Origin of the sequence: Halorubrum saccharovorum DSM 1137 (assembly GCF_000337915.1) — an archaeon.
Classification (GTDB): domain Archaea; phylum Halobacteriota; class Halobacteria; order Halobacteriales; family Haloferacaceae; genus Halorubrum; species Halorubrum saccharovorum.
This window is the reverse complement of the sequence record NZ_AOJE01000043.1, coordinates 66,116-86,234: the sequence shown is the minus strand read 5'-3', so window position 1 is coordinate 86,234 and position 20,119 is coordinate 66,116. Positions and strand designations below refer to the sequence as shown.

Sequence of the window (20,119 nt, the reverse complement as noted above, 5' to 3'; positions counted from 1 at the left end):
TCGGAGCGGATCTCGCTCGACGTTCACGCGCGTGGCTCCCTCCCTGTGGCGCGGGATTCCGTAGACGTTGTCGGCCGCGGTGACGAACGCCTGCACCGCGTTTCGACCCTCGTTCGGCGCCACCCCGGCGTGGGCCGATTCGCCCTCGAACGCGACCAGCACGCGGTCCCGAGCGCCCACTCGCGGAGCCACTGGATATCCCTTTCGTCCGCGATCTGTAACAGGATGAGCATTACTAAGCCCCCTGCGGCGACCGATCCCGTCTCGGGCGTTCCCGTGGCGACCTCGCCGGTCAGGAAGTAGGCGAACGCACCCAGCATCGCGGCGGCGCCGATGATCGGGATGAGCGCGTCTTTCCCTCGCCGAGCTTCTGTCTGGCCTTCTCCATGTGCGGCGTCCCGAACGCGGAGACGATCAGCCAGCCGGTACCGCCCAGCGTCATCGACCAGACCGCCGTCGCGTACGCGGTCTCGGTGATGTCGCCGTCGCCGAGGCTGTAGCCGAGCTGGCTCACGCCCAGTTCGGCCGCGGGAAGCTCGAACGCGACCGAGCCGATCACCGACAGCCGCATCCACGCGACGGGCCCGCCGATGGTGGCGACCAGCGCCAGCATGCCGACCAGGACCGCGACCGCGGGACCGATCGCGGATATCACGCCCGTCTTGAATCCGGACTTGAGCTGCTCGTCCGACAGCCCGATCTCCTTTCCGTCCGACTAGGCCCGCCGGAAGAATATCGCCGCCTGTAACAGTACCACCGACACGACCGGGACCGTTGAGAGCCACAGCCATCGGCTGTTCGCGACGTCCATATACGCCGGTACCACTGGCAGGGACCCTATCTATACCATGAGTGCGCCTTTCTACCATGGTGCATATATGTTGATAATCGCAGGAAAACGCCCGCCGAACGCTACTGGAACGGCCCCGCTTCCATAATTTATAAATATGATGGACTCGCAGTCGTGTCCATGGTTCGCAGACTCATGTCGGGCGGTAGCACGTCGGATCGAGACCAGCGCATCGAACGTGGCGACCGGGACCAATCGGCGATGTCGCGGCGGGGGTACCTCCGCACGGGTGCGGCGGTCGGGACGGCGGCCGCGATAGGCGGGTGTCTCGGCGGTAGCGGTGAGAGCGGCGATGCGCTCACCGTCGGCTACGCGCTGCCGTTTACGGGCACGTACGCGATGCTCGGCGAGAGCATCGTCAACGGGTTCGAGATGTACCTCGAACAGAACGGCGGCGAGATCGACGGGCGAGAGGTCGAGACCGTCCAGCGCGACACGGAGGCGAACACGAACCGGGGCATCGACGTGACCCGCGAGCTGCTCATCGAAGAGCAGGCCGACGTGATCGTCGGTCCGGTGTCGAGCGCGGTCGCAATCGCGATCATGGACACCATCGAGTCGGAGGGGAGCGCGATCTGGCTGAACGCCAACGCCGGCGACTACCGCGTCACGCAAGAAGGGTGCCTGGACTACCACTTCCGGACGTCGTTCAACGACTGGCAGACGAGCGCCCCGCTGGCGGAGTGGGTGTACGAGAACGTCGCCGACAACGTCTGTCTGGCGTACGCCGACTACGCGTTCGGCCAGAACTCCAAGAACTTCTTCGGCGAGGCGTTCGAGGAGGCGGGCGGCGAGATCGTCGCCGAGGTCGGCGCACCGCTCGGCACCGACGACTACTCGACGTATCTGAGCCAGATCGAGAGCAGCGGGGCGGACGCCGTCTTCTCCTTCTTCGCCGGGAGCGACGCGGTCGGATACGTCTCTGCCTTCTCCGACTACGGCCTCGACGAGGAGATGACGCAGACCGGGAGCGGGTTCCTCCTCTCGGAGGACACGCTTCCCGCACAGGGAGAGGCCGCGCTCGGCATGTACTCGCTGCTCCACTACACGCCCACACAGGAGAGCGAGCGAAACCGGACGTTCGTCGAGAACTACCGCGGCGCGTACGACAGCACGGCCAACGTGTACGCGTGTCAGGGGTACGACTCGGCGCAGGCGTTCGCCGCCGCCGTGGAGGAGACCGGCAGCGCGGAGCCCGACGAACTGTCGGGCGCGCTCAGCGGGATGGCGATCGACAGCCCGCGCGGGAGCTTCCGATTCAACGAGCAGACCCACGAGGCCGTCCAGAACATGTACGTCCGTGAGGTCGTCGAGAGCGACGGCGAACAGCCGGTCGAAAACCAGGTTGTGGAGACGATAGAGAGCGTCGAGGGTCCCACGTGGGACTGCGACCTCAGCTAACATGATCCGTATCACACCTGACGCCGCTCGCAGACCGTCCCCTGTCCCGACGAGGAGGGCCGGCTGAATGATCGAGTCGATCGTACGCGCCACCCTGCTCGGCGTCCAGTCCGGGATGATTCTCGCCCTGATCGCCGCGGGGCTGACGCTCATCTTCGGGATGCTCGACGTCATCAACTTCGCGCACGGGGCCCTGTACATGCTCGGAGCGTACTTCGGGTCGGTGATCGCGGCCGAACTCGGGAGCTTCTGGCTCGCGCTGCTGATCGCGCCGCTCCTGGTCGGCGTGGTCGGGATAGCGATCGAGGTGTTCTCGCTGCGTCCGCTGTACGGACGGAACCCCCTGTACCACATTCTGTTGACGTTCGGGTTCGCCATCATGATCCAGGGCGCCGTCGTCCAGATATGGGGCGGGCAGGCGCGGCAGATCGCCCAGCCGGCGCTGCTCACCGGCACCCTGTCGCTCGGCGTGGTGGACTACCCGGTGTACCGGCTGTTCGTCCTCGCGATCAGCACGGCGCTGATCGGCGGCGTCTGGCTCGCGATCGACCGGAGCAACCTCGGGATCATCATGCGGGCGAGCGCTCACGACACGGAGATGGTCGACGCCCTCGGGATCGACGTTTCGAAGGTATTCACCGGCGTCTTCGTGTTCGGTGCCGTGCTCGCGGGGCTCGCGGGCGTCCTCCTCGGGGCGTCGCGCTCCGTCAACCCCGGCATGGGGATGGGGATCATCATCGAGGCGTTCGTGATCGTCGTCATCGGGGGGCTCGGGAGCTTCCGCGGTGCCGTCTTCGCCGCGCTGCTCATCGGGCTCGTCACCTCGTACGGCGCGCTGATCGCCCCGACGCTGACCGACTTGGCCCTGTTCGGACTGATGGCGATCGTGTTGATGGTGAAACCGAACGGACTGTTCGGCGCCACGGAGGCCGCATGATGCCGGTGTTCGAGCTTCTTCGAGACGACGACGAAGCACGAACGGGAAACCAGATCCTCTCGCGGCCGGGGCGGATCTTGCTCGCCGTCGGTATCCTCGGTCTCGCCGCCGCGGGACCGATCGCCGGATCGATCCAGCCGTTCTGGGTCAATCTCCTCGTTCGAATGCTGGCGTTCGCACTGCTGGCGTTGAGCCTCGATTTCGTCTTCGGCTACGCCGGCCTGCTGTCGTTCGGACACGCGGCGATGTACGGTGCAGGCGGGTACACGGCCGCACTGCTCGTTGGACAGGTGACGCCGAACGCGTTGGTCGTCTTGCCCGCCTCGGTCTTGGTCGGCGTGGTCGTCGCCGCGCTGATCGGATGGCTCAGCGTTCGGGCACGCGGGATCTACTTCGCGATGCTAACGCTGGCGTTCGCCCAACTACTGTACGTCGTCGTCTTCACAGACCTCCCGGCGACGATCGCAGGCGCGGAGACGGTCACCGGCGGCGACAACGGTCTCTACGGGATCGGCTCCTACGAACTGGCCGGCGTCGGGTTCGGTGACCCGCTCGCCTACTACTTCCTCACACTCGCCCTCGTCGCGCTGTCGCTCGCGGGACTGATCCGGCTCGCGAACTCCCCGTTCGGACGGGTCATTCAGGGGGTCCGCGAGAACGAAGACCGGATCGAGTTCATCGGATACAATGTCCAGCGGTACAAGGTCATCGCCTTCGCGATAAGCGGAGGATTCGCCGGACTCGCCGGCGGGCTGTACGTCCCCTTCCAGAGCGTCGCGAACCCGGGACTGCTCCACTGGACGGTCAGCGGCGAGTTGGTCGTGATGGTGCTGCTCGGCGGGATGGGAACCCTCTGGGGGCCGATGGTGGGCGCCGGGCTCGTCGTCTTCCTCGAGGACCGACTCGGCGGCGTCGCAAGCTGGGAGGTGATCCTCGGCACCCTGTTCGTGCTCGTGGTTATCTTCGCGCCGCGCGGCATCGCCGGGGCACTGATATCGCTGCGCGACGACCCGAGCGGCGCGGTCGACAGCGTGAAGGAGGCGCTGAAAAACTACGTGCGGGAGGTGCGTGACTGACCATGAGCGGAAACACGATCGGAGGGCCCGAGACGGACGGAGACGCACCGAGCGGAGCCATCCTCAGCACAGAGGGGCTCACGAAGCAGTTCGGACCACTCACCGCGCTCGACGACGTCTCGATCGAGATCCCCGACGGCGGGATCACGGCGATCATCGGGCCGAACGGCGCCGGGAAGACGACCCTGTTCAACACGTTCACCGGGAAGCACGCCCCGACCGAGGGGCGCATCGAGTTCGACGGCCAGCGGATCGGCGGCGTCGAGCCGTACGAGATCGTCCGGCGAGGGATCGTGCGGTCGTTCCAGATCACGAACTTCTTCTCGTCGCTCACCGCGTTGGAGAACGTCCGGCTCGCGGCGCAAGCCCGCTACACCGGGTTCGGTCCCGCGGACTTCCTCACCCATCACGCGTCTCACGAGGAGCCGATCGCGGACGCGGAACGGGTACTGGAGCGAGTCGGGCTCGACGGGGTCGCGACCGAGACGGCGTCGAGCCTGGCGTACGGGCAGCGTCGCCACCTCGAAGTCGCTATCGCGCTCGCGTCGGAGCCGCGGCTGCTGCTGATGGACGAACCGACGGCCGGGATGAGCCCGGAGGAGACGAACGAGACCGTCGAGCTGATCGAGGACATCGCGTCCGACACGACGGTCGTGATCATCGAACACGATATGGACATCGTCATGGACATCTCCGACCAGATCGCGGTGTTGAACGAGGGCAAACTGCTCACGCAGGGGACGCCGTCTGAGGTACAGTCGGACGAGCGGGTACAGGAGGCGTACCTTCGGGGTGGCGGTCATGAGTGATCCCCTGCTCTCCGTCGACGGGATCGACACCCACTACGGGGAGAGCCACATCCTGTTCGACCTCTCGCTGTCGGTCGGGGAGGGCGAGATCATCGCGCTCGTCGGGCGCAACGGAGCGGGGAAGACGACGACGCTCCGGAGCGTGATGGGACTGACGCCGCCGACGAGCGGCACCGTCGAGATACGCGGCGAGGCGATCGACGGGCTCGACCCGAACCAGATACGCAAGCGCGGGATCTCTTGGATCCCGGAGGAGCGTCGCGTGTTCGGGGGCCTCACCGTCGAGGAGAACCTCCGACTGGCGGCCCACAGCGGCGACGGGGACCAGTCGGCGGGGTTCGAGGAGGTGTACGACCAGTTCCCTCGGCTCGACGAGCGCCGCGACCAGCAGGCCGGCACGATGAGCGGCGGGGAACAGCAGATGCTCGCCATCGCGCGCGCGCTACTGGGGCCGGAGACGGACCTCCTCCTGCTCGACGAGCCGAGCGAGGGGCTCGCGCCGCAGATCGTCGACGACGTCGCGGACATCGTCCGCGAGCTGAACGAGCGCGGCGTGACGGTGCTCCTCGTCGAGCAGAACGCCGAGATGGCGCTCGGGCTCGCGGACAGGGCGTACGTCCTCGAGACCGGGAGGATCGTCCACGAATCCCCCGCCTCGGAGCTACTCGAGGACAGGGAAACGATGGAGAGCTACTTGGGGGTGAAATGATCCGGACGATGGTTCCCCGTCATCCAGCCGCGAACGTCGAAGGTGTCGCGCTATGACTGAGCGACCGCACCCGCTCGTCCGCGTCGAGCGCGTCGCCGACGGGAACGTCATCCGGATCGCGATGGAGGAGGGAGAGGCACCGCTGAACGTGTTCCGCCCGGCGAAGGTGGAGGCGATGGCGAAAACCGTCGAGTCGGTCGCCGGCGAGGCGGGCTGTCTCGTCCTGTACGGCGACCCGGTGTTCTCCGCGGGCGCCGACCTGCAGGCGATCGAACAGGCGCCACAAGAGCTGCGGTCCGCGAAGATCGACGCCATCGCGGCGGCCTCAAACCGACTGATCCGGGCAGTCCGGGAGTTCCCGGCACCGGTTATCGCGGCGGTTACGGGCGTCGCTGCGGGTGGCGCCCTCGGGTTCGCACTCGCGTCGGATCTGATCCACGTCCACGAGGACGCGGTGTTCGACACGGCGTACGCTCGGATCGGGCTCACGCCGGACAACGCGACGCCGTTCTTCCTCGTCCGGACGGTCGGGCCGTATCGCGCGCGCGAGCTGCTGTTCGACCCCGACCCGATCGACGCGGCGCAGGCGGTCGACCTCGGAATCGCGAACGAGCGGTACGAGGGGTCGGAAGCGGAGTTCCTCGCCGCGGTGACAGAGAGAGCGGTCGACTACGCTTCCGGCCCGACCGAGGCGTACGCACGGACGAAACGGCTGCTCGACACCGCCTTCGAGGGGGGACTCGATCGCCACCTCGAACGGGAGCGCTCGGCGATAAAACGCATGAGCGAGTCGGACACGTTCGACGAGGGGCTCGCGGCGTTCTTCGCGGAGCGCGATCCGGAGTGGAGCTGACGGGGCGGGACGATCCGTCGGCACCGGTGGCGCAGGCCCTCGCGAGAGAAAGAACCAAGTCTCTCACCTGCGAGCCCACCACCATGGAATTCGACACGCTCACTGTGACTGTCGACGGGGGCGTTGCGACGATCCGCCTCGACAACGACCCGGTGAACGCGATCGATCAGCGGATGCGCCACGAGCTGGCCGAGGCGGTCGACGTCTTCCGCGAGGACCGCGTGCGGGTCGGGATCGTCGCCGGCGGCGACGAGGTGTTCTCCGTCGGGGCCGACGTCGCGCTCTTCGAGGAGGCACAGGAGTGGACGACCGCCGAGTTCCGCGAGAACTCTCGGATCCTCGGCGGCGCGTTCGACGCGATAGAGACGATCGAAACGCCCGTGATCGCGGCGATCGACGGCACCTGCGTCGGCGGCGGGCTCGAACTCGCGTTGGCCTGCGATGTCCGCATCGCGGCGCCGGACGCGACGCTCGGATTTCCGGAACACAACATCGGGCTCATTCCGGGGCTCGGCGGCTGCTCTCGGTTCGTTCACCTCGTCGGACCGGGGACGGCGAAGGATCTCATCTTCAGCGGCGAACTGATCGACGGCGACCGCGCTCGCGAGGTCGGGCTCGTCGAACGCGTGGCCGACGATCCCGACTCGGCGGCCGACGCGTACGCCGAGGACCTCTGTGACCGCCCGCCACAGGCGATCGGGCTGGCGAAACGCGTCGTCAACACCGCCCGCGACGCGGACACCAGGACCGCCGGGACCGTCGAGTCGCTCGCACAGAGCACGCTGCTGGAGACCGACGACCACCGCGAGGGGATCGCGGCGTTCCGCGAGGACCGCGACCCGGAGTTCACCGGCGAGTAACCGTCGGTGATACCCGTTTGGATGAGACTCAGCGTCGGTACCTTCAGTAGCCTATTTATACTCCGAGTGTGACATGGTGACTATGAGCGAGATAGTGTTCGCTATCGACGACGACGAGGAACGCGTTGGTCGACAGGTCCGGACGGTCGCAGCGGATCTGCCGATGCGAACGGACGATCTCTCCGTGACCGTGCTGCACGTGTTCTCGGACAACCCGACCGGCGCGTCGATCACGCAGTTCCAGACGGCCAGGTTCGCGGAGGAGGAGCTCGAAGCGGCCGGCATCGACGTGGAACTCGTCGGTCGAGGCGGCGACCCGTCGACGGAGATCGTCGGGTACGCGGACGAAGCCGGGGCCGACTTGATCTGTCTCGCCGGGCGGAAGCGATCGCCGACGGGAAAGGCGCTGTTCGGAAGCGTGACGCAGGACATCATCCTGACGACCGAGCTCCCCGTGCTCATCGCCGGAGACGAACGGACGTAGAACGGACGTAGCCGTCCCGGTCGCCGTCCGATCGGCCGATCGGACGGCTCTACGCGTGGTCCGGATACCGGCGGTGGCCCGGCCGAGCGACGGACCTCACTCGCGCTCCGCGGGCGGACGCTGGAGGCGTTCGGCGAGCGGCCCGTCGAGATCGAGCTCCATTTCGATCTCGGAGAGCTTCTCCTTCGTGACCTCGAACCCGACGTTCTCGTAGACGGTGATCGCGCGCTCGTTGCCGGTCGACACCTCCAGCGTGAGCCCCTCGTGGTCCCGGTCGTCGGCGTACGCGATGAGCTGTTTGACGAGCTCCGTCCCCACCGCGTTGTTCTGGTGGTCCTGATGAACGAAGATCACGAACTCGGGCGCGGCCGAGTCGACCGGGACGGCGGCGACGTGACCGACGACCTCCGAGCCGTCGACCACGACCAGGTTCCACCCGTTCTCGAGCAGCCGGTCGAGCCACGATTCGATCTTCGGGACGGTTATCGGCGGTAACCCGTTCGCGCGGCTGAACCGGTCGAGGTCGGCGTACATCGAAACGAGCGCCGATCGGTCCCCCTCTCTGAACGGCCGCGCGACGTACGGCGTGCCGTCTTTCCCCTCGAACCGCGGACACCGCGGCGGACAGTACGTCGTGCCGCCACACTCCGAGTTGTCCCACGCGGAGCAGGACACTCCCGCCGAGTCAGATTGCGCGCTCATACGTGAGGATTCGTGTCACACCCATATAAACGTCGTTGCGAACATGTTCCGGAGACGCCGTTCGCTGACGGTCACTCCCCCGTCCCCGGCGGCCGCCGCTCGGTCGGGCGTCCGCTCTGCGACCCGTGCGGCGGCCAGCGGCGTCGCGTCGTCGAACTGCTCGCCGACGAGCATCAGCCCGACCGGGAGCCCGTCGCTCGTGCCGGCCGGAACGGAGACGGCCGGATGCCCAGTCACGTCGAACGGTGCCGTGTTCGGGAGCAACTCCCTGTCCCGTACTCCGTCAGAAGGGGAGCGTGGGGCCGCCGCTCACCCGACTCCCCGCCCGGGTCCTCAGATGGGTGTCGCCTTCGAGCCGTACCGCGGGATCCCCTCGTCGGCGTACACCCGGCGGATCGTCGCCCGAACGTCGTCGCCGACGGCGACCGTCTCGGGGTCGCAGTCGGTCAACTGCATCGGGATCGTGACCTCCTCGCCGCTATGGGTGAACCGAACGATCGCGACGGCGTAGGGGCCGTCGCGCTCCTGCTGCGGGACGAACTCCGGCGGCGCGCCGCCCTGTCCGATCACCGTCACTGCGTCGACGACGCCCTCTCGCGGGAGCTCGACGTGCTCGAACGCGCCGCGGTCGTGGCAGACGCCACAGGCCCCCTCGGCGGGGAACGTCAGGCCTCCACAGGAGGGACACCGGCCGGCGACGAGCCGGTAGCGCCCGTCGAGCGACCGGCGCCACGACGGCAGGCTGACGTGGGCGCCGCCGCCGGCGACCTCGCCGTCGACGACGTACCCCCGCTCGCGGAGGTACCGATCGTACGAGACGAGTTCACCGCCGCTGAGTCTCTCGTCGACGGATGGCGCGTTATCGAGCCCGCCCGCGAACGCGAGCCCGAGTGCGCCGCCGCCCCCGCCGAAGTCAACGGCGACGGTCGCGTCGTCGGCGTCAGCCGACGCGAGCGCCGCACAGAGCCCGAGCGGGACCGTGGCGGCCCCGGCGTCACCGACGCGGTCGACCACGGTGCCGCGTTCGATCGCGGCGCCGTCGATGTCGGTCCGCCCGCCCGCCCGGTGCGGGAGCCCGCCGTTCGGCTGGTGGAGGGCCGCCCCGGCCGGCTCGGAGACGTCGAGGTCGCTGACGACGGCCGCGACGCTCTCGCCGACGGCGTCGCGCTCGTACGTCGTCACCCCGAGCGCGTCGACCTCCTCCGAGCCGCGCTCGCGGTAGCGGACGCCGGGGTACTCGTCGGAGTGCGCGGCGCTGTCGACGAGCGTTACCGGAGCGTCATCGTCGACGAGGAACGCGACCGCGCCGGCGCCGAGTCGGTGGTCGGCCTCGGCCGGATCACCGGTGGGCGCGTCCGCGGCGATCGCGAGCGCCGGCCCGTCGGCCTCGACCGCCCGCTCCAGCACGTCGAGCCCGGCGAGGGGGCTGGCGGTCGCCGTCGCGGTGCGGGCGTCGCTCGCTCCCCCGAGCGCGCGGACGACCCGCGGCGCCAGCTCCTCCTCGGCCAGCGGCGGCGTGGTGGTCGCGAGGCCGACGAACGAGAGGTCTGCCGCGTTCGCATTACCGCGGTCGAGCGCGTCTCTCGCGGCCGAAATCGCCATCGTCACCGCGTCCTCGTCCGCCGCTGGCAGCGCCTTCCGCTCGATTCCGCTCGCGTGATCGACGCCCCACGCCTCGCCGATCGTCGATGACTCGATCCGGAAGCGGGGGACGTGCACGCCCGCTGCGGTGAGTCCGCGGGTCACGCCGACCCACCCCCGAAGCCGCGCTCGAAGACGTGGACGGTGACGCCCCCGCCGCTCCCGCCGACGTTGTGGGTCAGTCCCCGCTCGGCGCCGTCGACCTGTACGTGTCCGTGACCGCGGAGCTGCTCGAACGCCTCCACCACCTGCCCGGTTCCGGTCGCGCCGATGGGGTGCCCCTTCGACTTGAGTCCGCCGCTCGTGTTGACCGGGAGGTCGCCGTCGGGGTCGGTGACGCCCTCGCGCAGCAGGCGGGGCGCCTCGCCGCGGTCGCAGAGGCCGAGGTCCTCGTACGCCAGCAGTTCGGCGATCGCGAAGCAGTCGTGGACCTCCGCGAAGTCCACGTCGCCGGCCTCGATCCCGGCCTGGTCGTAGGCGCGCTCGGCGGCCGTCACGGTCGCCGGGACCGAGGTGAGCGAGTCGCGCTGGAACAGCCCGACCGCCCCGGAGGCGGCGCCGCTGGCGGCGACCCGGACGGGCACGTCCGACAGCTCGCGAGCGACCTCCTCGCTGGCGACGAGCGCGGCACTCGCGCCGTCGGTGGTCGGACAGCAGTGGTACAGCGTGAGGGGGTCGGCGACCGCGGGCGCCGCGGTGGCGTCCTCGAGCGAGCAGGTGAACCCGAGGTGGGCGTTCGGGTTCTCGGCGCCGTTCGCGTGGTTCTTCACCGCGACTCGGCTCAGGTCCTCCGGCGTCGCGTCGTACTCGTCCAGGTACGCGGACGCCATCTGCGCGTACACGCCGGCGAAGGTGGTACCGGAGAGCCGCTCCCACTCGGTCTCGCCGCTGACGCCGAGCCACCACTTCGTCTGGTCGGCGCTGGTGTCCGTCATCACCTCGTACCCGCCCGCGAGGACGAGGTCGGCCATGCCCGACTTCACGGCGGAGACGGCGTTTCGCATCGCGTAGCCGCTGGCCGCGCAGGCGTTCTCCACCCGCGTCGTCGGGATCCCGTGCTGGCCGATATGCTCCGTCACCGCCGGGCCGCTGAGGCCGATCTGACGGCCGCCGACGCCGAGGGTGCCGAGGAACGCCTCATCGATCCGATCCGGGTCGAAGTCGCCGTCGACGCTGTCGAGCGCGCGCTCGTACGCCGTCTCGAACAGCGATCGATAGGTCTCGTCCGGGTACGAGCCGAACGGCGACTGACCCGCTCCGATGACATATGCCTCACGCATGTGACGAGTAACGTCGACGCGGGCACTAAAAACTATGTGGGTCCGTCTCCCAGGGCACGTATGGAGACCGATGTCAACGGACGCGTACAGGTGACGCGATTCGACCGACCGGACGCTCGGAACGCCATGACGCCGGCCGCGGCGCGAGAGCTCCGCGACGCGATCGAGGCGGCGGGAGAGCGGGACGTCCGCGCGCTCGTGATCACGGGCTCGGGCGGGAGCTTCTGTGCCGGCGGAGACTTAGAGTCGATGCGCGAGCGCGAGGAGACGCCCGACGAGGCCGCTCGGCGGGTACGGGAGACGCTGAACGCGAACGTGCGCGCGATCCTCTCGGCCCCGTTCCCGGTGATCGCGAAGGTGAACGGCGACGCGATCGGAGCGGGGACGAACCTCGCGGCCGCGTGTGACTTCGCCTACGCCGACGCGGACGCGCGGTTCGGCGAGGCGTTCGTGAACGTGGGGCTCGTTCCGGACACCGGGGGGACAGTGCTTCTCCCCCGGCTCGTCGGCCTTCGGCGGGCGAAGGAGCTGACGATGACCGGGCGGCTCTTCGACGCCGACGAGGCCGCCTCCATGGGGCTGATAAACGAGGCCGTGTCCGGAGACGCGCTCGACGAGCGGGTGGACGAACTGCTGGAGACGCTCGATCGGAAGCCGACGACGACGCTCGGGCTGATCAAGGAGGGAATCCACGGGAACCTCGGCCGTCCCGTCGACGACGCGCTCGATCGCGAGGCGGCGCTGCAGGTCCGGGCCTATGGGACTGACGCCCACGAAGAGGGAGTGGCAGCCTTCCTCGACGACCGCCGGCCGGACTTCGACTGACGTGAACGTTTAAGAGGAACGCGCAGGGAGTAGCGGGCATGACGCTCATCGAGCAGTCCTTGTCCGCAGAGCAGCGCGCTGTCCGGGAGCGAGCCGAGTCGTTCGCGACCGAGGTCGTCGCGGAACGCGCCGAAGCGATCGAGGAGTCGGGGGAGTTCCCCCGCGACGTGATCGAGGAGGCCGGCGACCGGGGGCTCCTCGGGATTCTCGTCCCCGAGGAGTACGGGGGGCTCGGCGCCGACTTCGTCGCCTACTGTCTCGCGATCGAGCGGATCGCGGCCGAGAGCGGCGCGGTCGCGGAGACGATCCAGGGGCACACCTTCGCGACGCTGCCGGTGGTAAACTTCGGGACGGACGCCCAGCGCGAGCGGCTGCTGCCCGACATGGTCGCGGGCGAGCGCGTCGGGTCGATGCTGTTGACGGAGCCGGGAGCGGGGTCGTCGCCCTCGGAGCTGGAGACCGTCGCGACGGCGACCGACGACGGCTACCGGATCAGCGGCGAGAAGACGTTCGGGACGAACGCCGGCGTCGCCGACCTCCACCTCGTCGTGGCGCGCAAGCGCCCGGCGCCCGAGGAGGGGCACGGCGTGAGCGTTTTCCTCGTCCCGAGCGTCGACGAGACTGACGGGTTCTCGTTCGAGCGGGGGGAGTACCTCGGCATGCGCGGGCACGTCACCGGCGACTCGACCCTCGACGAGGTCGCCGTCGACGGGGACGCGCTGCTGGGCGAGATCGGCCACGGCTTCCGCATCGCGATGGGGACGATCGACATGGCTCGGACCGGGTTGGCCGCGATCGGCGTCGGGATCGCGCGTGCGGCGTTCGACGAGGCGGTCGCCTACGCGGGCGACCGCGAGCAGGGCGGGCAGGCGGTCGGCGAGTATCAGGCCGTGCAGGTGCTCGTCGCGGAGATGGACTCGCGGCTCGCCGCCGCTCGCCACCTCGTCTACGACTCGGCCACTCGGATCGCGGCGGGCGAAGGGGACACGCGGGCCTCCTCGCGCGCGAAGTTCACCGCGAGCGAGACCGCCGAGTTCGTCGCCCGGAACGCGATGCAGGTGTACGGCGGCAAGGGGTACCGCGCGGACTACCCGCTGGAGCGCTACTACCGCGACGCCCGGATCCTCTCGATCATCGGCGGAACCGACGAGATCCAGAAGACGACGGTCGCGGAGGCGGCGCTCGGGCTCTGAGGGGCGACGACGTTCGAACTCCTCTCGGGACGCGTTCGACCGATCGCAGACGCTCCCGTAGCGCTCTCGATCGCTTGATCGCGCCCGTAATGTCCGTATTCGCGAGCCGTATACGCTGTGCGAGCAGTCGGTCACGCATCGCCCGAGATCGCCCGTTGACGTGCCGCTAACGACGCGTGTCGACGAGGTGTCGTGGCAGCGACTAGAGGATTACAACCGTATCGGTGTAATTGTGGTTGTTGTAAACGCCGCGTCGGAGCCACGGGAACGCCGTCGTCACGGGCGTATACGCCAGCCGTAATCGCGTCGGTTCGAGAGGCGGAGTCAGCCCTCGAGATTCACGTTGACGTTCTTCGCCTGCGTGTACTCCGCGAGCGCCTCCGTTCCCTGTTCGCGGCCGATGCCGCTCTGTTTGAAGCCGCCGAACGGCGTCTGCGGGAACGTCACCGGATATTCGTTGACGGAGACCATTCCGTAGTCGAGGTCGGCTGCCGCACCGTGTGCCGTCTCTAGGTCCGTCGTCCAGACGCCGGCCATGAGACCGTACGGCGAGTCGTTCGCGATCTCGATCGCCTCCTCGTAGTCGGCGAACGAGATCACCGAGAGCACGGGTCCGAAGATCTCCTCCCGGGCGACGGTCATGTCGTTCGTGACATCGGTAAGGACGGTGGGTTCGAGGAAGTACCCGTCCCCGCGGTCGTCGGGCCGCGACCCTCCGGTCGCGAGGGTCGCTCCCTCGTCGAGCCCCGCCTGCACGTACGCCTCGACGTCCTCGAGATGGGACTCGCTGATCAGGGGACCCATCCGCCCGTCGTCGTCGATCCCGCTCCCGAGAGTGGTCGCCTCGGCCCGCTCGACGACGCGCTCGACGACCGCGTCGTGGACGTCCTCGTGGACGAGCAGACGCGAGCCGGCCCAGCACATCTGGCCCGCGTTCATGAAGATCCCGTAGTGGGCGCCGGCGGCCGCGTCGTCGAGGTCCGCGTCGGGGAAGATGACGTTCGGCCCCTTCCCGCCGAGTTCCATGGTAACGCCGGTCACGTTCTCGGCGGCGCGGGACATGATCCCCTTCCCAACGTCGGTGCTCCCGGTGAACGCGACGTGATCGACGCCCGGGTGGCCGACGATGGCGTCGCCCGCTTCGCTCCCGGTACCGGGGACGACGTTGACGACGCCGTCCGGGATTCCGGCGCGTTCGGCGGCCTCGGCGTAGTACAGCGCCGACAGCGGCGTCTGGCTCGACGGTTTGAGAACCGCGGTGTTACCGCAGGCGAGCGCGGGCGCGAGGCTGCGCCCGGCGAGCTGGAACGGGTAGTTCCACGGCGCGATGTGGGCGGTCACTCCGAGCGGCTCCTGCTGGACGTAGTCGAGCCTGTCGCCCGGCACGGGGACCGTCTGCCCGGTGAGCTTGTCCGCCCACCCGGCGTAGTACCGGAACGTGTCGACGACCATGTCGACGTCGAGTCCGGCCTCGAACGGCGTCTTTCCGTTGTCGTGCGATTCCACCAAGACGATCTCGTCCGAGAGGTCGTCGATCGCGTCGGCCATGGCGTGGAGGTGTGCCGCGCGCTCGCTCGGGTCGAGCGAGCGCCACGCGCCGTCGCGAGCGGCGGCCGCGTCGGCGGCGTCGACCGCGCGATCGACGTCTTCGGCCGTCGCGCTCGCGACGGTCGCGTACGGCTCCTCCGTCGCGGGGTCTGCCGTTTCGATGGTCTGTCCGTCGGTCGCCGACGTCCACTCGCCGTCGATGTACAACTCTGTGGGGCCGTCGTATCCCATACCTCACCGTGTCGAGGTCGTTTCAAAAAGATTCCGTAACCGGCTCTGCTTTCGTATTCGAGTGCGCGCGGGCGACGAGCGGGGATCGGTCTGACGACCGAAACTGAACGCCGTTATGATCGGTATCGCGGTGACGGGTAAGCGTGCAGGGAATCTGAACGGGGAGGGTTCGCCTCGCGACCGCCCGGTCATCGAGGCGCTGTGGGGGACGTTGTCGTTGAACGTGCTCGCGACCGTCGATCAGACGGCCGGGAAGAGCCCTTCGAGATTCAGGTCGTCCGTCGGCGAGGCGAGCGCGTACGTCCCGTCCCCGTCGCGCTCGACCAGTCCCCGGTCGGTCAGGTGTTCCAGGTGGGCGGACGCCTCGCCGGGCCCGTGGAGGATGTGAATGTCCTCGAGCTCGCCGAACAGCTCGTGGCTCACGGCCCACGCGTTCGCGGGACCGCGTTCGCGGAGGACTCGGATGACCCGTCGGGTGCGCTCGCGGTGGTGTTCGATGATTTCGCGCGCCCTCCCGACCGGATCGTCGATGCGGTCGCGGTGGCCGGGCCAGGCGCTCTCCGGGGCGGTGGCGACGATGCGTTCCAGGCTCTCGAGGTACGCCGCGAGGGCGCCGTCGAGCCGCACGTCCGCGCCGCCGACGTTCGGGGTGTACCGCGGCAAGAGCGCGTCACCGCTCCAGAGGACGCCCACGTCGGCCGCGTGGTAGCCGACGTGGCCGGCGGTGTGGCCCGGGAGGTGGATCGCGGTCAGCTCGTGCGGTCCGGCCCGCACGGTCTCACCGTCGGCGATCGGCTCGATCGAGGGGCTACCGGTCGCGAGGTCCGTCTCCTCGTCGAGCACCACCCGCACGGCCTCGCGCTTCGGCTCCGGCATTCCCCACGCCTCGAAGGCCGCCTCCTGTCTCTCCCGGAGGTCGCGATACGCCGCCTCGTCCGGCGCGGCGACCGGCGCGTCGAGCTCGTGGATCCGAATCTCGGCGCCGCTTTCGGACTGCACCCAGCCCGCGAGGCCGGCGTGGTCGCCGTGGTAGTGAGTGAGCAGAATCTGGTCGACGTCGGCGACCGCGTGGCCGGCCGCTTCCATCCCGGCCGCCAACTGATCGCGGATGTCCGGAGTGTCGAATCCGGCGTCGACGAGTGTGAGCGGTCCCGTCCCGTCTGCGCCGAGGAGGTACACGGTGTTCGATCCCTCGAAGACCGTGTTTTCGAGGCCTATCGATCGCGCGTCGTCGCTATCCGTACGCATAGGGTACCCTTGGCACGGACCGTAACGAAGCTGTCGGTGTGGCCGGGCCGTCGACGAGCGGTATCCGCACCCGTCTCGGTCGTCAACGGATTCGGGCCACGGCCGCCAACGGATTCGGGTCACTGCCCCATCCGATCCGACAGGAAATCAGCACCCGCGAAATCGGCTGCGCGGACAGCAAGTTTCATTTGCGTCCAAAGAGACATCGGATTCATGCGAACCACAGTACTGGGTGCGGGAACCATGGGTCACGGTATCGCACAGGTGACTGCGATGGCCGGCAACGAGGTCACGATCCGCGACATCGACGAGGAGGTGCTGGCGGACGGCGTCGACAGCATCGAGGCGAACCTCCAGGGCGGCGTCGACCGGGGGAAAGTGACCGAAGCCGAGATGACGGCGACGCTCGACCACATCTCGACGACGACGGACCTGGAGGCGGCCGTCGGCGACGCCGAGCTCGTCGTCGAGGCCGTTCCCGAGGATGTCGGTCTCAAACAGAGCGTGTTCGAGGACGTCGAGGCGGCCGCGCCCGCCGACGCGATCATCGCGACGAACACCTCGTCGCTGTCGGTGACGGAGATCGTCAGTACCCTCGACGACTCGGGCCGCGCGCTCGGCCTCCACTTCTTCAACCCCGTCCACATCATGGGGCTCGTCGAGGTGATCCGCGCCGAGCAGACGGACCAGGCGACCCTCGATCGGATCACGCAGTTCGTCGAGTCGCTCGACAAGACCCCGATCACGATCCGCGACTCCGCCGGCTTCGCCTCCTCGCGGCTGGGCGTCGCCCTCGGTGCGGAGGCGATCCGCATGCTCGAGACCGGCGTCGCGAGTCCCCGCGACATCGATCAGGCGATGGAACTCGGCTACAACCACCCGATGGGACCGATCGAGCTGACCGACGTGGTCGGACTCGACGTGCGCCTCGACGTGTTGGAGTACCTCCGCGAGGAGCTGGGCGAGCGGTTCCGGCCGCCGCAGGCGCTCCGCCGGAAGGTGCGCGCGGGGAAGCTCGGCAAGAAGAGCGGCGAGGGATTCTACGTCTGGGAGGACGGCGAGATCGTCGGCGTCAGCGGTGAAGGAGACATCGACGATGTCTGATTCGGGCGACACCGGCGACGCCACCGGTTCTGAGGACGCCGCCGACCCCGTCGCCGTCGCCGCCGACTCCGACGTGGTCGAGGCGGCCGTCGGTGACCGCGCCGACGGCGTGGCGACGGTGACGATCTCCCGGCCGGACGAGCGCAACGCGTTGAACGCGGCGGTCCGCGAGGACCTGGCCGACGTGCTCGCCGCCGCGGAGGCGGACCCGTCGTCGCGGGTCGTCGTGCTCACGGGCGACGACGCGGGCGGCGCGTTCGTCTCGGGAGCCGACGTGACCGAACTCCGTGAGCGCGACGCACTCGAACAGCGAGAAGCCAGCAAACGCCCCCGGATCTACGAGCGTGTCGCCGATCTCTCGCTTCCGGTGATCGCCCGAATTAACGGACACGCGCTCGGAGGCGGATGCGAACTCGCGCTGGCCTGTGACGTCCGCCTCGCGGCTGAGGACGCCAAGCTCGGTCAGCCCGAAATCTCTCTCGGGATCATTCCGGGAGGCGGCGGTACCCAGCGTCTCCCACGGCTCGTCGGAGAGGGACAGGCCATGCGGCTTATCCTCTCGGGCGAGCTGATCGACGCCGCCGAGGCGGGCGACATCGGACTCGTCGACGAAGTCCTCGAGGAGGAATCGCTCGACGAGCGGGTAGACGAACTGGCCGGCGCGATGGCCGACAAGAGCCCGGTCGCGCTCGAGTTCGCGAAGGATGCGGTGCGGGCAAGCGGCCGGATGGACCTCGACGACGGGCTGGCGTACGAGGCTGCCCTGTTCGCGCAACTGTTCGCGACCGACGACAAAAACGAAGGCATCGACGCCTTCCTCGAGGGACGCGATCCCGACTGGCACGGCGAATAGCACCGCGTGCCGACAGATCGATCTTGAACTCTGTTGGCCGGCGGTTCGCCGCACCTCCATGCTGATGGCCACGCAGTTGTTCGACTCGATTGGCGTGTTCAGACGATCTCGATCCTTGCTGTGTGCTACCCTTTTCTAAGGGATCTTCCGCCTCGAACGAGACGTATTCAGACGGATAAACGGCGACGATCAACGCGCGGATGTTGACTTGGAAGTGTGGATCGAGAGCGGGCACCCCGCGAGATCATTGAAAAGGTATCCGCCACTATTTCGTCATCTCATCAATTTCGAATACAGTTATTTTTTTTGAGCACTTGGTGTCAACCGAAGACGTATCGCTGTTCACAGTTGGGTACTGCAAGCCGAGCTGCAGCCAGCTGACGCTGAGAGCCGGATCGTGGTGCGGTCGATCAGAACCGATCCGGATCGCCGACGAGCAGTACTTGCTGTACGTCGCGGCTGATCCCACATCTGATAGAAGCCTCACTCCCGGTTCTTTCAGACGTATGCGATTCCGATCGCACGAGAATCCCTCACCGAGTGTCCCGAGAACCACGGCGTCTTTGACGCCGTGTTTTTCGCCGATGACGAACCGATCTCATCGGTGGTATCCGACGCGAAAACCCTCAGCTACCGCGTCAACCTACCTCCGCTACCGCGTCCACCTACACGGCTTCAGGAACCCCGTTGAACGTATATCTTGTGAGGTAAGACGAGAAACCTCTCTGTTCTCAAACTGTTTTACACACATCGATCTATCGACCGCAGAAGCTGGTTGCAAGCCCACGCCGTCTGGTGGAACCGTGCTTGAGTCACCACGACCGGAGCGTACCCACGCCGCGGGATACGACGGACATTGACGCAACCAGTGACACGATCCGCGGCGACGTTCACGATCGAGGCCGGTTTCGTGGTGCCCCTCTGCGTCGGTCTCCGTCTCGGTCTGGGCGAGGTATTCGTCGTCGTCCCGTTAAGCACAGAGAAAGTCCGCTACGGTCCGAAAACGGACTCGGCTACCCGACTCGTCCGTGCTCAGCGATCGGCCCATCTCTCCTCAAGACGTTCTCCCTTGGCTCATTGATTTCACCGCCAGGGGGCTCCGACAGTTGACCTCGAAGACCGATCGACGTTGCCTCCTGATAGCTCACTCTCGCACGTAGACAGAAAGCTTCGTGATCGACGACTCGTCCGCGTTGAACTCGTAGACATCACAAAACGAGACGTCTACCGGTTGCCCCTCAACGGTTCCGACTTTTCGCCCTTGGACCACGGACACTTCCGGAACGTGGATGCGGCGGCTCACTTTGTGTTCGGACTCTTGGGGCGGCTGTTCGTCGACTTTGAATACGAGGAAATCTTCGATCCCCCTCACGTCGCGGACGGGGTGTTCGTGTACGATATCCGGGGCGAAGGCGTCTCGTAGCAGGGCTTTGTCCTCGTGATCCATCCCGTTCAAATAGGAGTCGATTAGCTGATCGCGTTTGCTCTCATTCATACGAGAACAATCTCTGGAGA

18 protein-coding genes and 3 pseudogenes are annotated in these 20,119 nt (G+C 67.8%); 13 read left to right on the top strand and 8 right to left on the bottom strand.

Annotated elements, in window-relative coordinates; genetic code table 11:
- Positions 1–23: 23 nt before the first annotated feature.
- Positions 24–655: pseudogene (locus tag C471_RS18350) on the bottom strand (DUF5058 family protein).
- Between the two features lie 315 nt (positions 656–970).
- On the opposite strand from C471_RS18350, the gene C471_RS09000 reads away from it, so the two are divergent.
- The 8 genes from C471_RS09000 to C471_RS08965 all read left to right on the top strand — a co-directional run bounded on the left by C471_RS09000 (position 971) and on the right by C471_RS08965 (position 7,979).
- On the top strand, positions 971–2,251 hold the full coding sequence (locus C471_RS09000) for an ABC transporter substrate-binding protein (protein WP_204365931.1): 1,281 nt from the start codon (positions 971–973) through the stop codon (positions 2,249–2,251).
- A gap of 67 nt (positions 2,252–2,318) precedes the next feature.
- Entirely contained in the window at positions 2,319–3,188 is an 870-nt protein-coding gene (locus tag C471_RS08995) for a branched-chain amino acid ABC transporter permease (protein ID WP_004048409.1), read from the top strand.
- On the top strand, positions 3,188–4,264 hold the full coding sequence (locus C471_RS08990; RefSeq protein WP_152421851.1) for a branched-chain amino acid ABC transporter permease: 1,077 nt from the start codon (positions 3,188–3,190) through the stop codon (positions 4,262–4,264). Before C471_RS08995 ends, C471_RS08990 begins: the two co-directional genes overlap by 1 nt.
- Positions 4,265–4,266: 2 nt before the next feature.
- Positions 4,267–5,073 (top strand): ABC transporter ATP-binding protein, encoded by an 807-nt coding sequence (locus C471_RS08985; protein WP_004048404.1) that lies wholly within the window; start codon positions 4,267–4,269, stop codon positions 5,071–5,073.
- On the top strand, positions 5,066–5,782 hold the full coding sequence (locus C471_RS08980) for an ABC transporter ATP-binding protein (RefSeq protein ID WP_049909175.1): 717 nt from the start codon (positions 5,066–5,068) through the stop codon (positions 5,780–5,782). The genes C471_RS08985 and C471_RS08980 overlap by 8 nt, the downstream gene beginning before the upstream one ends.
- Before the next feature lie 52 nt (positions 5,783–5,834).
- Complete coding sequence (locus tag C471_RS08975; RefSeq protein WP_004048401.1) at positions 5,835–6,635, top strand: enoyl-CoA hydratase/isomerase family protein; 801 nt, start codon at positions 5,835–5,837, stop codon at positions 6,633–6,635.
- 83 nt (positions 6,636–6,718) lie between these two features.
- Positions 6,719–7,495: an enoyl-CoA hydratase/isomerase family protein gene (locus C471_RS08970; protein ID WP_004048399.1), complete on the top strand. Its 777-nt coding sequence runs from the start codon at positions 6,719–6,721 to the stop codon at positions 7,493–7,495.
- A gap of 82 nt (positions 7,496–7,577) precedes the next feature.
- The gene (locus tag C471_RS08965) at positions 7,578–7,979 is read left to right on the top strand and encodes a universal stress protein (RefSeq protein ID WP_004048397.1); all 402 of its coding nucleotides are present in this window, start codon (positions 7,578–7,580) and stop codon (positions 7,977–7,979) included.
- A 96-nt stretch (positions 7,980–8,075) separates the two neighbouring features.
- Here the strand turns inward: C471_RS08965 and C471_RS08960 are convergent, their stop codons facing one another.
- From C471_RS08960 to C471_RS08945, 4 genes and pseudogenes are all read right to left on the bottom strand, one after another.
- Complete coding sequence (locus C471_RS08960) at positions 8,076–8,681, bottom strand: GNAT family N-acetyltransferase (protein ID WP_049909173.1); 606 nt, start codon at positions 8,679–8,681, stop codon at positions 8,076–8,078.
- Between the two features lie 15 nt (positions 8,682–8,696).
- Positions 8,697–8,951, bottom strand: a pseudogene (locus C471_RS08955) (amidase family protein); the annotation flags it as partial.
- 63 nt (positions 8,952–9,014) lie between these two features.
- Positions 9,015–10,427 carry an OB-fold domain-containing protein gene (locus C471_RS08950; protein WP_004048390.1) on the bottom strand — a complete coding sequence of 471 codons (1,413 nt, stop codon included), beginning with the start codon at positions 10,425–10,427 and terminating at the stop codon, positions 9,015–9,017.
- Positions 10,424–11,602 carry a thiolase C-terminal domain-containing protein gene (locus tag C471_RS08945; RefSeq protein WP_004048388.1) on the bottom strand — a complete coding sequence of 393 codons (1,179 nt, stop codon included), beginning with the start codon at positions 11,600–11,602 and terminating at the stop codon, positions 10,424–10,426. Before C471_RS08945 ends, C471_RS08950 begins: the two co-directional genes overlap by 4 nt.
- Before the next feature lie 60 nt (positions 11,603–11,662).
- On the opposite strand from C471_RS08945, the gene C471_RS08940 reads away from it, so the two are divergent.
- Positions 11,663–12,427, top strand: coding sequence for an enoyl-CoA hydratase/isomerase family protein (locus C471_RS08940; protein ID WP_004048386.1), 765 nt, complete (start codon positions 11,663–11,665; stop codon positions 12,425–12,427).
- Positions 12,428–12,465: 38 nt separating this feature from the next.
- Positions 12,466–13,620, top strand: coding sequence for an acyl-CoA dehydrogenase family protein (locus C471_RS08935; protein ID WP_004048384.1), 1,155 nt, complete (start codon positions 12,466–12,468; stop codon positions 13,618–13,620).
- Between the two features lie 324 nt (positions 13,621–13,944).
- Here the strand turns inward: C471_RS08935 and C471_RS08930 are convergent, their stop codons facing one another.
- Positions 13,945–15,399, bottom strand: a complete 1,455-nt coding sequence (locus C471_RS08930; protein WP_004048381.1) for an aldehyde dehydrogenase family protein — start codon at positions 15,397–15,399, stop codon at positions 13,945–13,947.
- 240 nt (positions 15,400–15,639) lie between these two features.
- Entirely contained in the window at positions 15,640–16,647 is a 1,008-nt protein-coding gene (locus tag C471_RS08925; protein WP_004048379.1) for an MBL fold metallo-hydrolase, read from the bottom strand.
- 213 nt (positions 16,648–16,860) lie between these two features.
- Between C471_RS08925 and C471_RS08920 the strand changes: the two genes are divergently transcribed.
- From C471_RS08920 to C471_RS18455, 3 genes and pseudogenes are all read left to right on the top strand, one after another.
- Positions 16,861–17,751 (top strand): 3-hydroxyacyl-CoA dehydrogenase family protein, encoded by an 891-nt coding sequence (locus tag C471_RS08920; protein ID WP_049909170.1) that lies wholly within the window; start codon positions 16,861–16,863, stop codon positions 17,749–17,751.
- Entirely contained in the window at positions 17,744–18,604 is an 861-nt protein-coding gene (locus C471_RS08915; protein ID WP_004048375.1) for an enoyl-CoA hydratase/isomerase family protein, read from the top strand. The genes C471_RS08920 and C471_RS08915 overlap by 8 nt, the downstream gene beginning before the upstream one ends.
- A 216-nt stretch (positions 18,605–18,820) precedes the next feature.
- Positions 18,821–19,415: pseudogene (locus C471_RS18455) on the top strand (IS6 family transposase).
- Between the two features lie 333 nt (positions 19,416–19,748).
- Here C471_RS18455 and C471_RS08910 read toward each other — a convergent pair.
- Positions 19,749–20,099 carry a nuclear transport factor 2 family protein gene (locus C471_RS08910; RefSeq protein ID WP_004048373.1) on the bottom strand — a complete coding sequence of 117 codons (351 nt, stop codon included), beginning with the start codon at positions 20,097–20,099 and terminating at the stop codon, positions 19,749–19,751.
- Positions 20,100–20,119 lie beyond the last annotated feature (20 nt).

Excerpts from the sequence above, each read along its gene's own strand:
- C471_RS09000 (WP_204365931.1), top strand. The coding sequence starts at position 971 with ATGGTTCGCAGACTCATGTCGGGCGGTAGCACGTCGGATCGAGACCAG.
- C471_RS08995 (WP_004048409.1), top strand. The coding sequence starts at position 2,319 with ATGATCGAGTCGATCGTACGCGCCACCCTGCTCGGCGTCCAGTCCGGG.
- C471_RS08990 (WP_152421851.1), top strand. The coding sequence starts at position 3,188 with ATGCCGGTGTTCGAGCTTCTTCGAGACGACGACGAAGCACGAACGGGA.
- C471_RS08985 (WP_004048404.1), top strand. The coding sequence starts at position 4,267 with ATGAGCGGAAACACGATCGGAGGGCCCGAGACGGACGGAGACGCACCG.
- C471_RS08980 (WP_049909175.1), top strand. The coding sequence starts at position 5,066 with ATGAGTGATCCCCTGCTCTCCGTCGACGGGATCGACACCCACTACGGG.
- C471_RS08975 (WP_004048401.1), top strand. The coding sequence starts at position 5,835 with ATGACTGAGCGACCGCACCCGCTCGTCCGCGTCGAGCGCGTCGCCGAC.
- C471_RS08970 (WP_004048399.1), top strand. The coding sequence starts at position 6,719 with ATGGAATTCGACACGCTCACTGTGACTGTCGACGGGGGCGTTGCGACG.
- C471_RS08965 (WP_004048397.1), top strand. The coding sequence starts at position 7,578 with ATGAGCGAGATAGTGTTCGCTATCGACGACGACGAGGAACGCGTTGGT.
- C471_RS08960 (WP_049909173.1), bottom strand. The coding sequence starts at position 8,681 with ATGAGCGCGCAATCTGACTCGGCGGGAGTGTCCTGCTCCGCGTGGGAC.
- C471_RS08945 (WP_004048388.1), bottom strand. The coding sequence starts at position 11,602 with ATGCGTGAGGCATATGTCATCGGAGCGGGTCAGTCGCCGTTCGGCTCG.
- C471_RS08940 (WP_004048386.1), top strand. The coding sequence starts at position 11,663 with ATGGAGACCGATGTCAACGGACGCGTACAGGTGACGCGATTCGACCGA.
- C471_RS08935 (WP_004048384.1), top strand. The coding sequence starts at position 12,466 with ATGACGCTCATCGAGCAGTCCTTGTCCGCAGAGCAGCGCGCTGTCCGG.
- C471_RS08930 (WP_004048381.1), bottom strand. The coding sequence starts at position 15,399 with ATGGGATACGACGGCCCCACAGAGTTGTACATCGACGGCGAGTGGACG.
- C471_RS08925 (WP_004048379.1), bottom strand. The coding sequence starts at position 16,647 with ATGCGTACGGATAGCGACGACGCGCGATCGATAGGCCTCGAAAACACG.
- C471_RS08920 (WP_049909170.1), top strand. The coding sequence starts at position 16,861 with ATGCGAACCACAGTACTGGGTGCGGGAACCATGGGTCACGGTATCGCA.
- C471_RS08915 (WP_004048375.1), top strand. The coding sequence starts at position 17,744 with ATGTCTGATTCGGGCGACACCGGCGACGCCACCGGTTCTGAGGACGCC.
- C471_RS08910 (WP_004048373.1), bottom strand. The coding sequence starts at position 20,099 with ATGAATGAGAGCAAACGCGATCAGCTAATCGACTCCTATTTGAACGGG.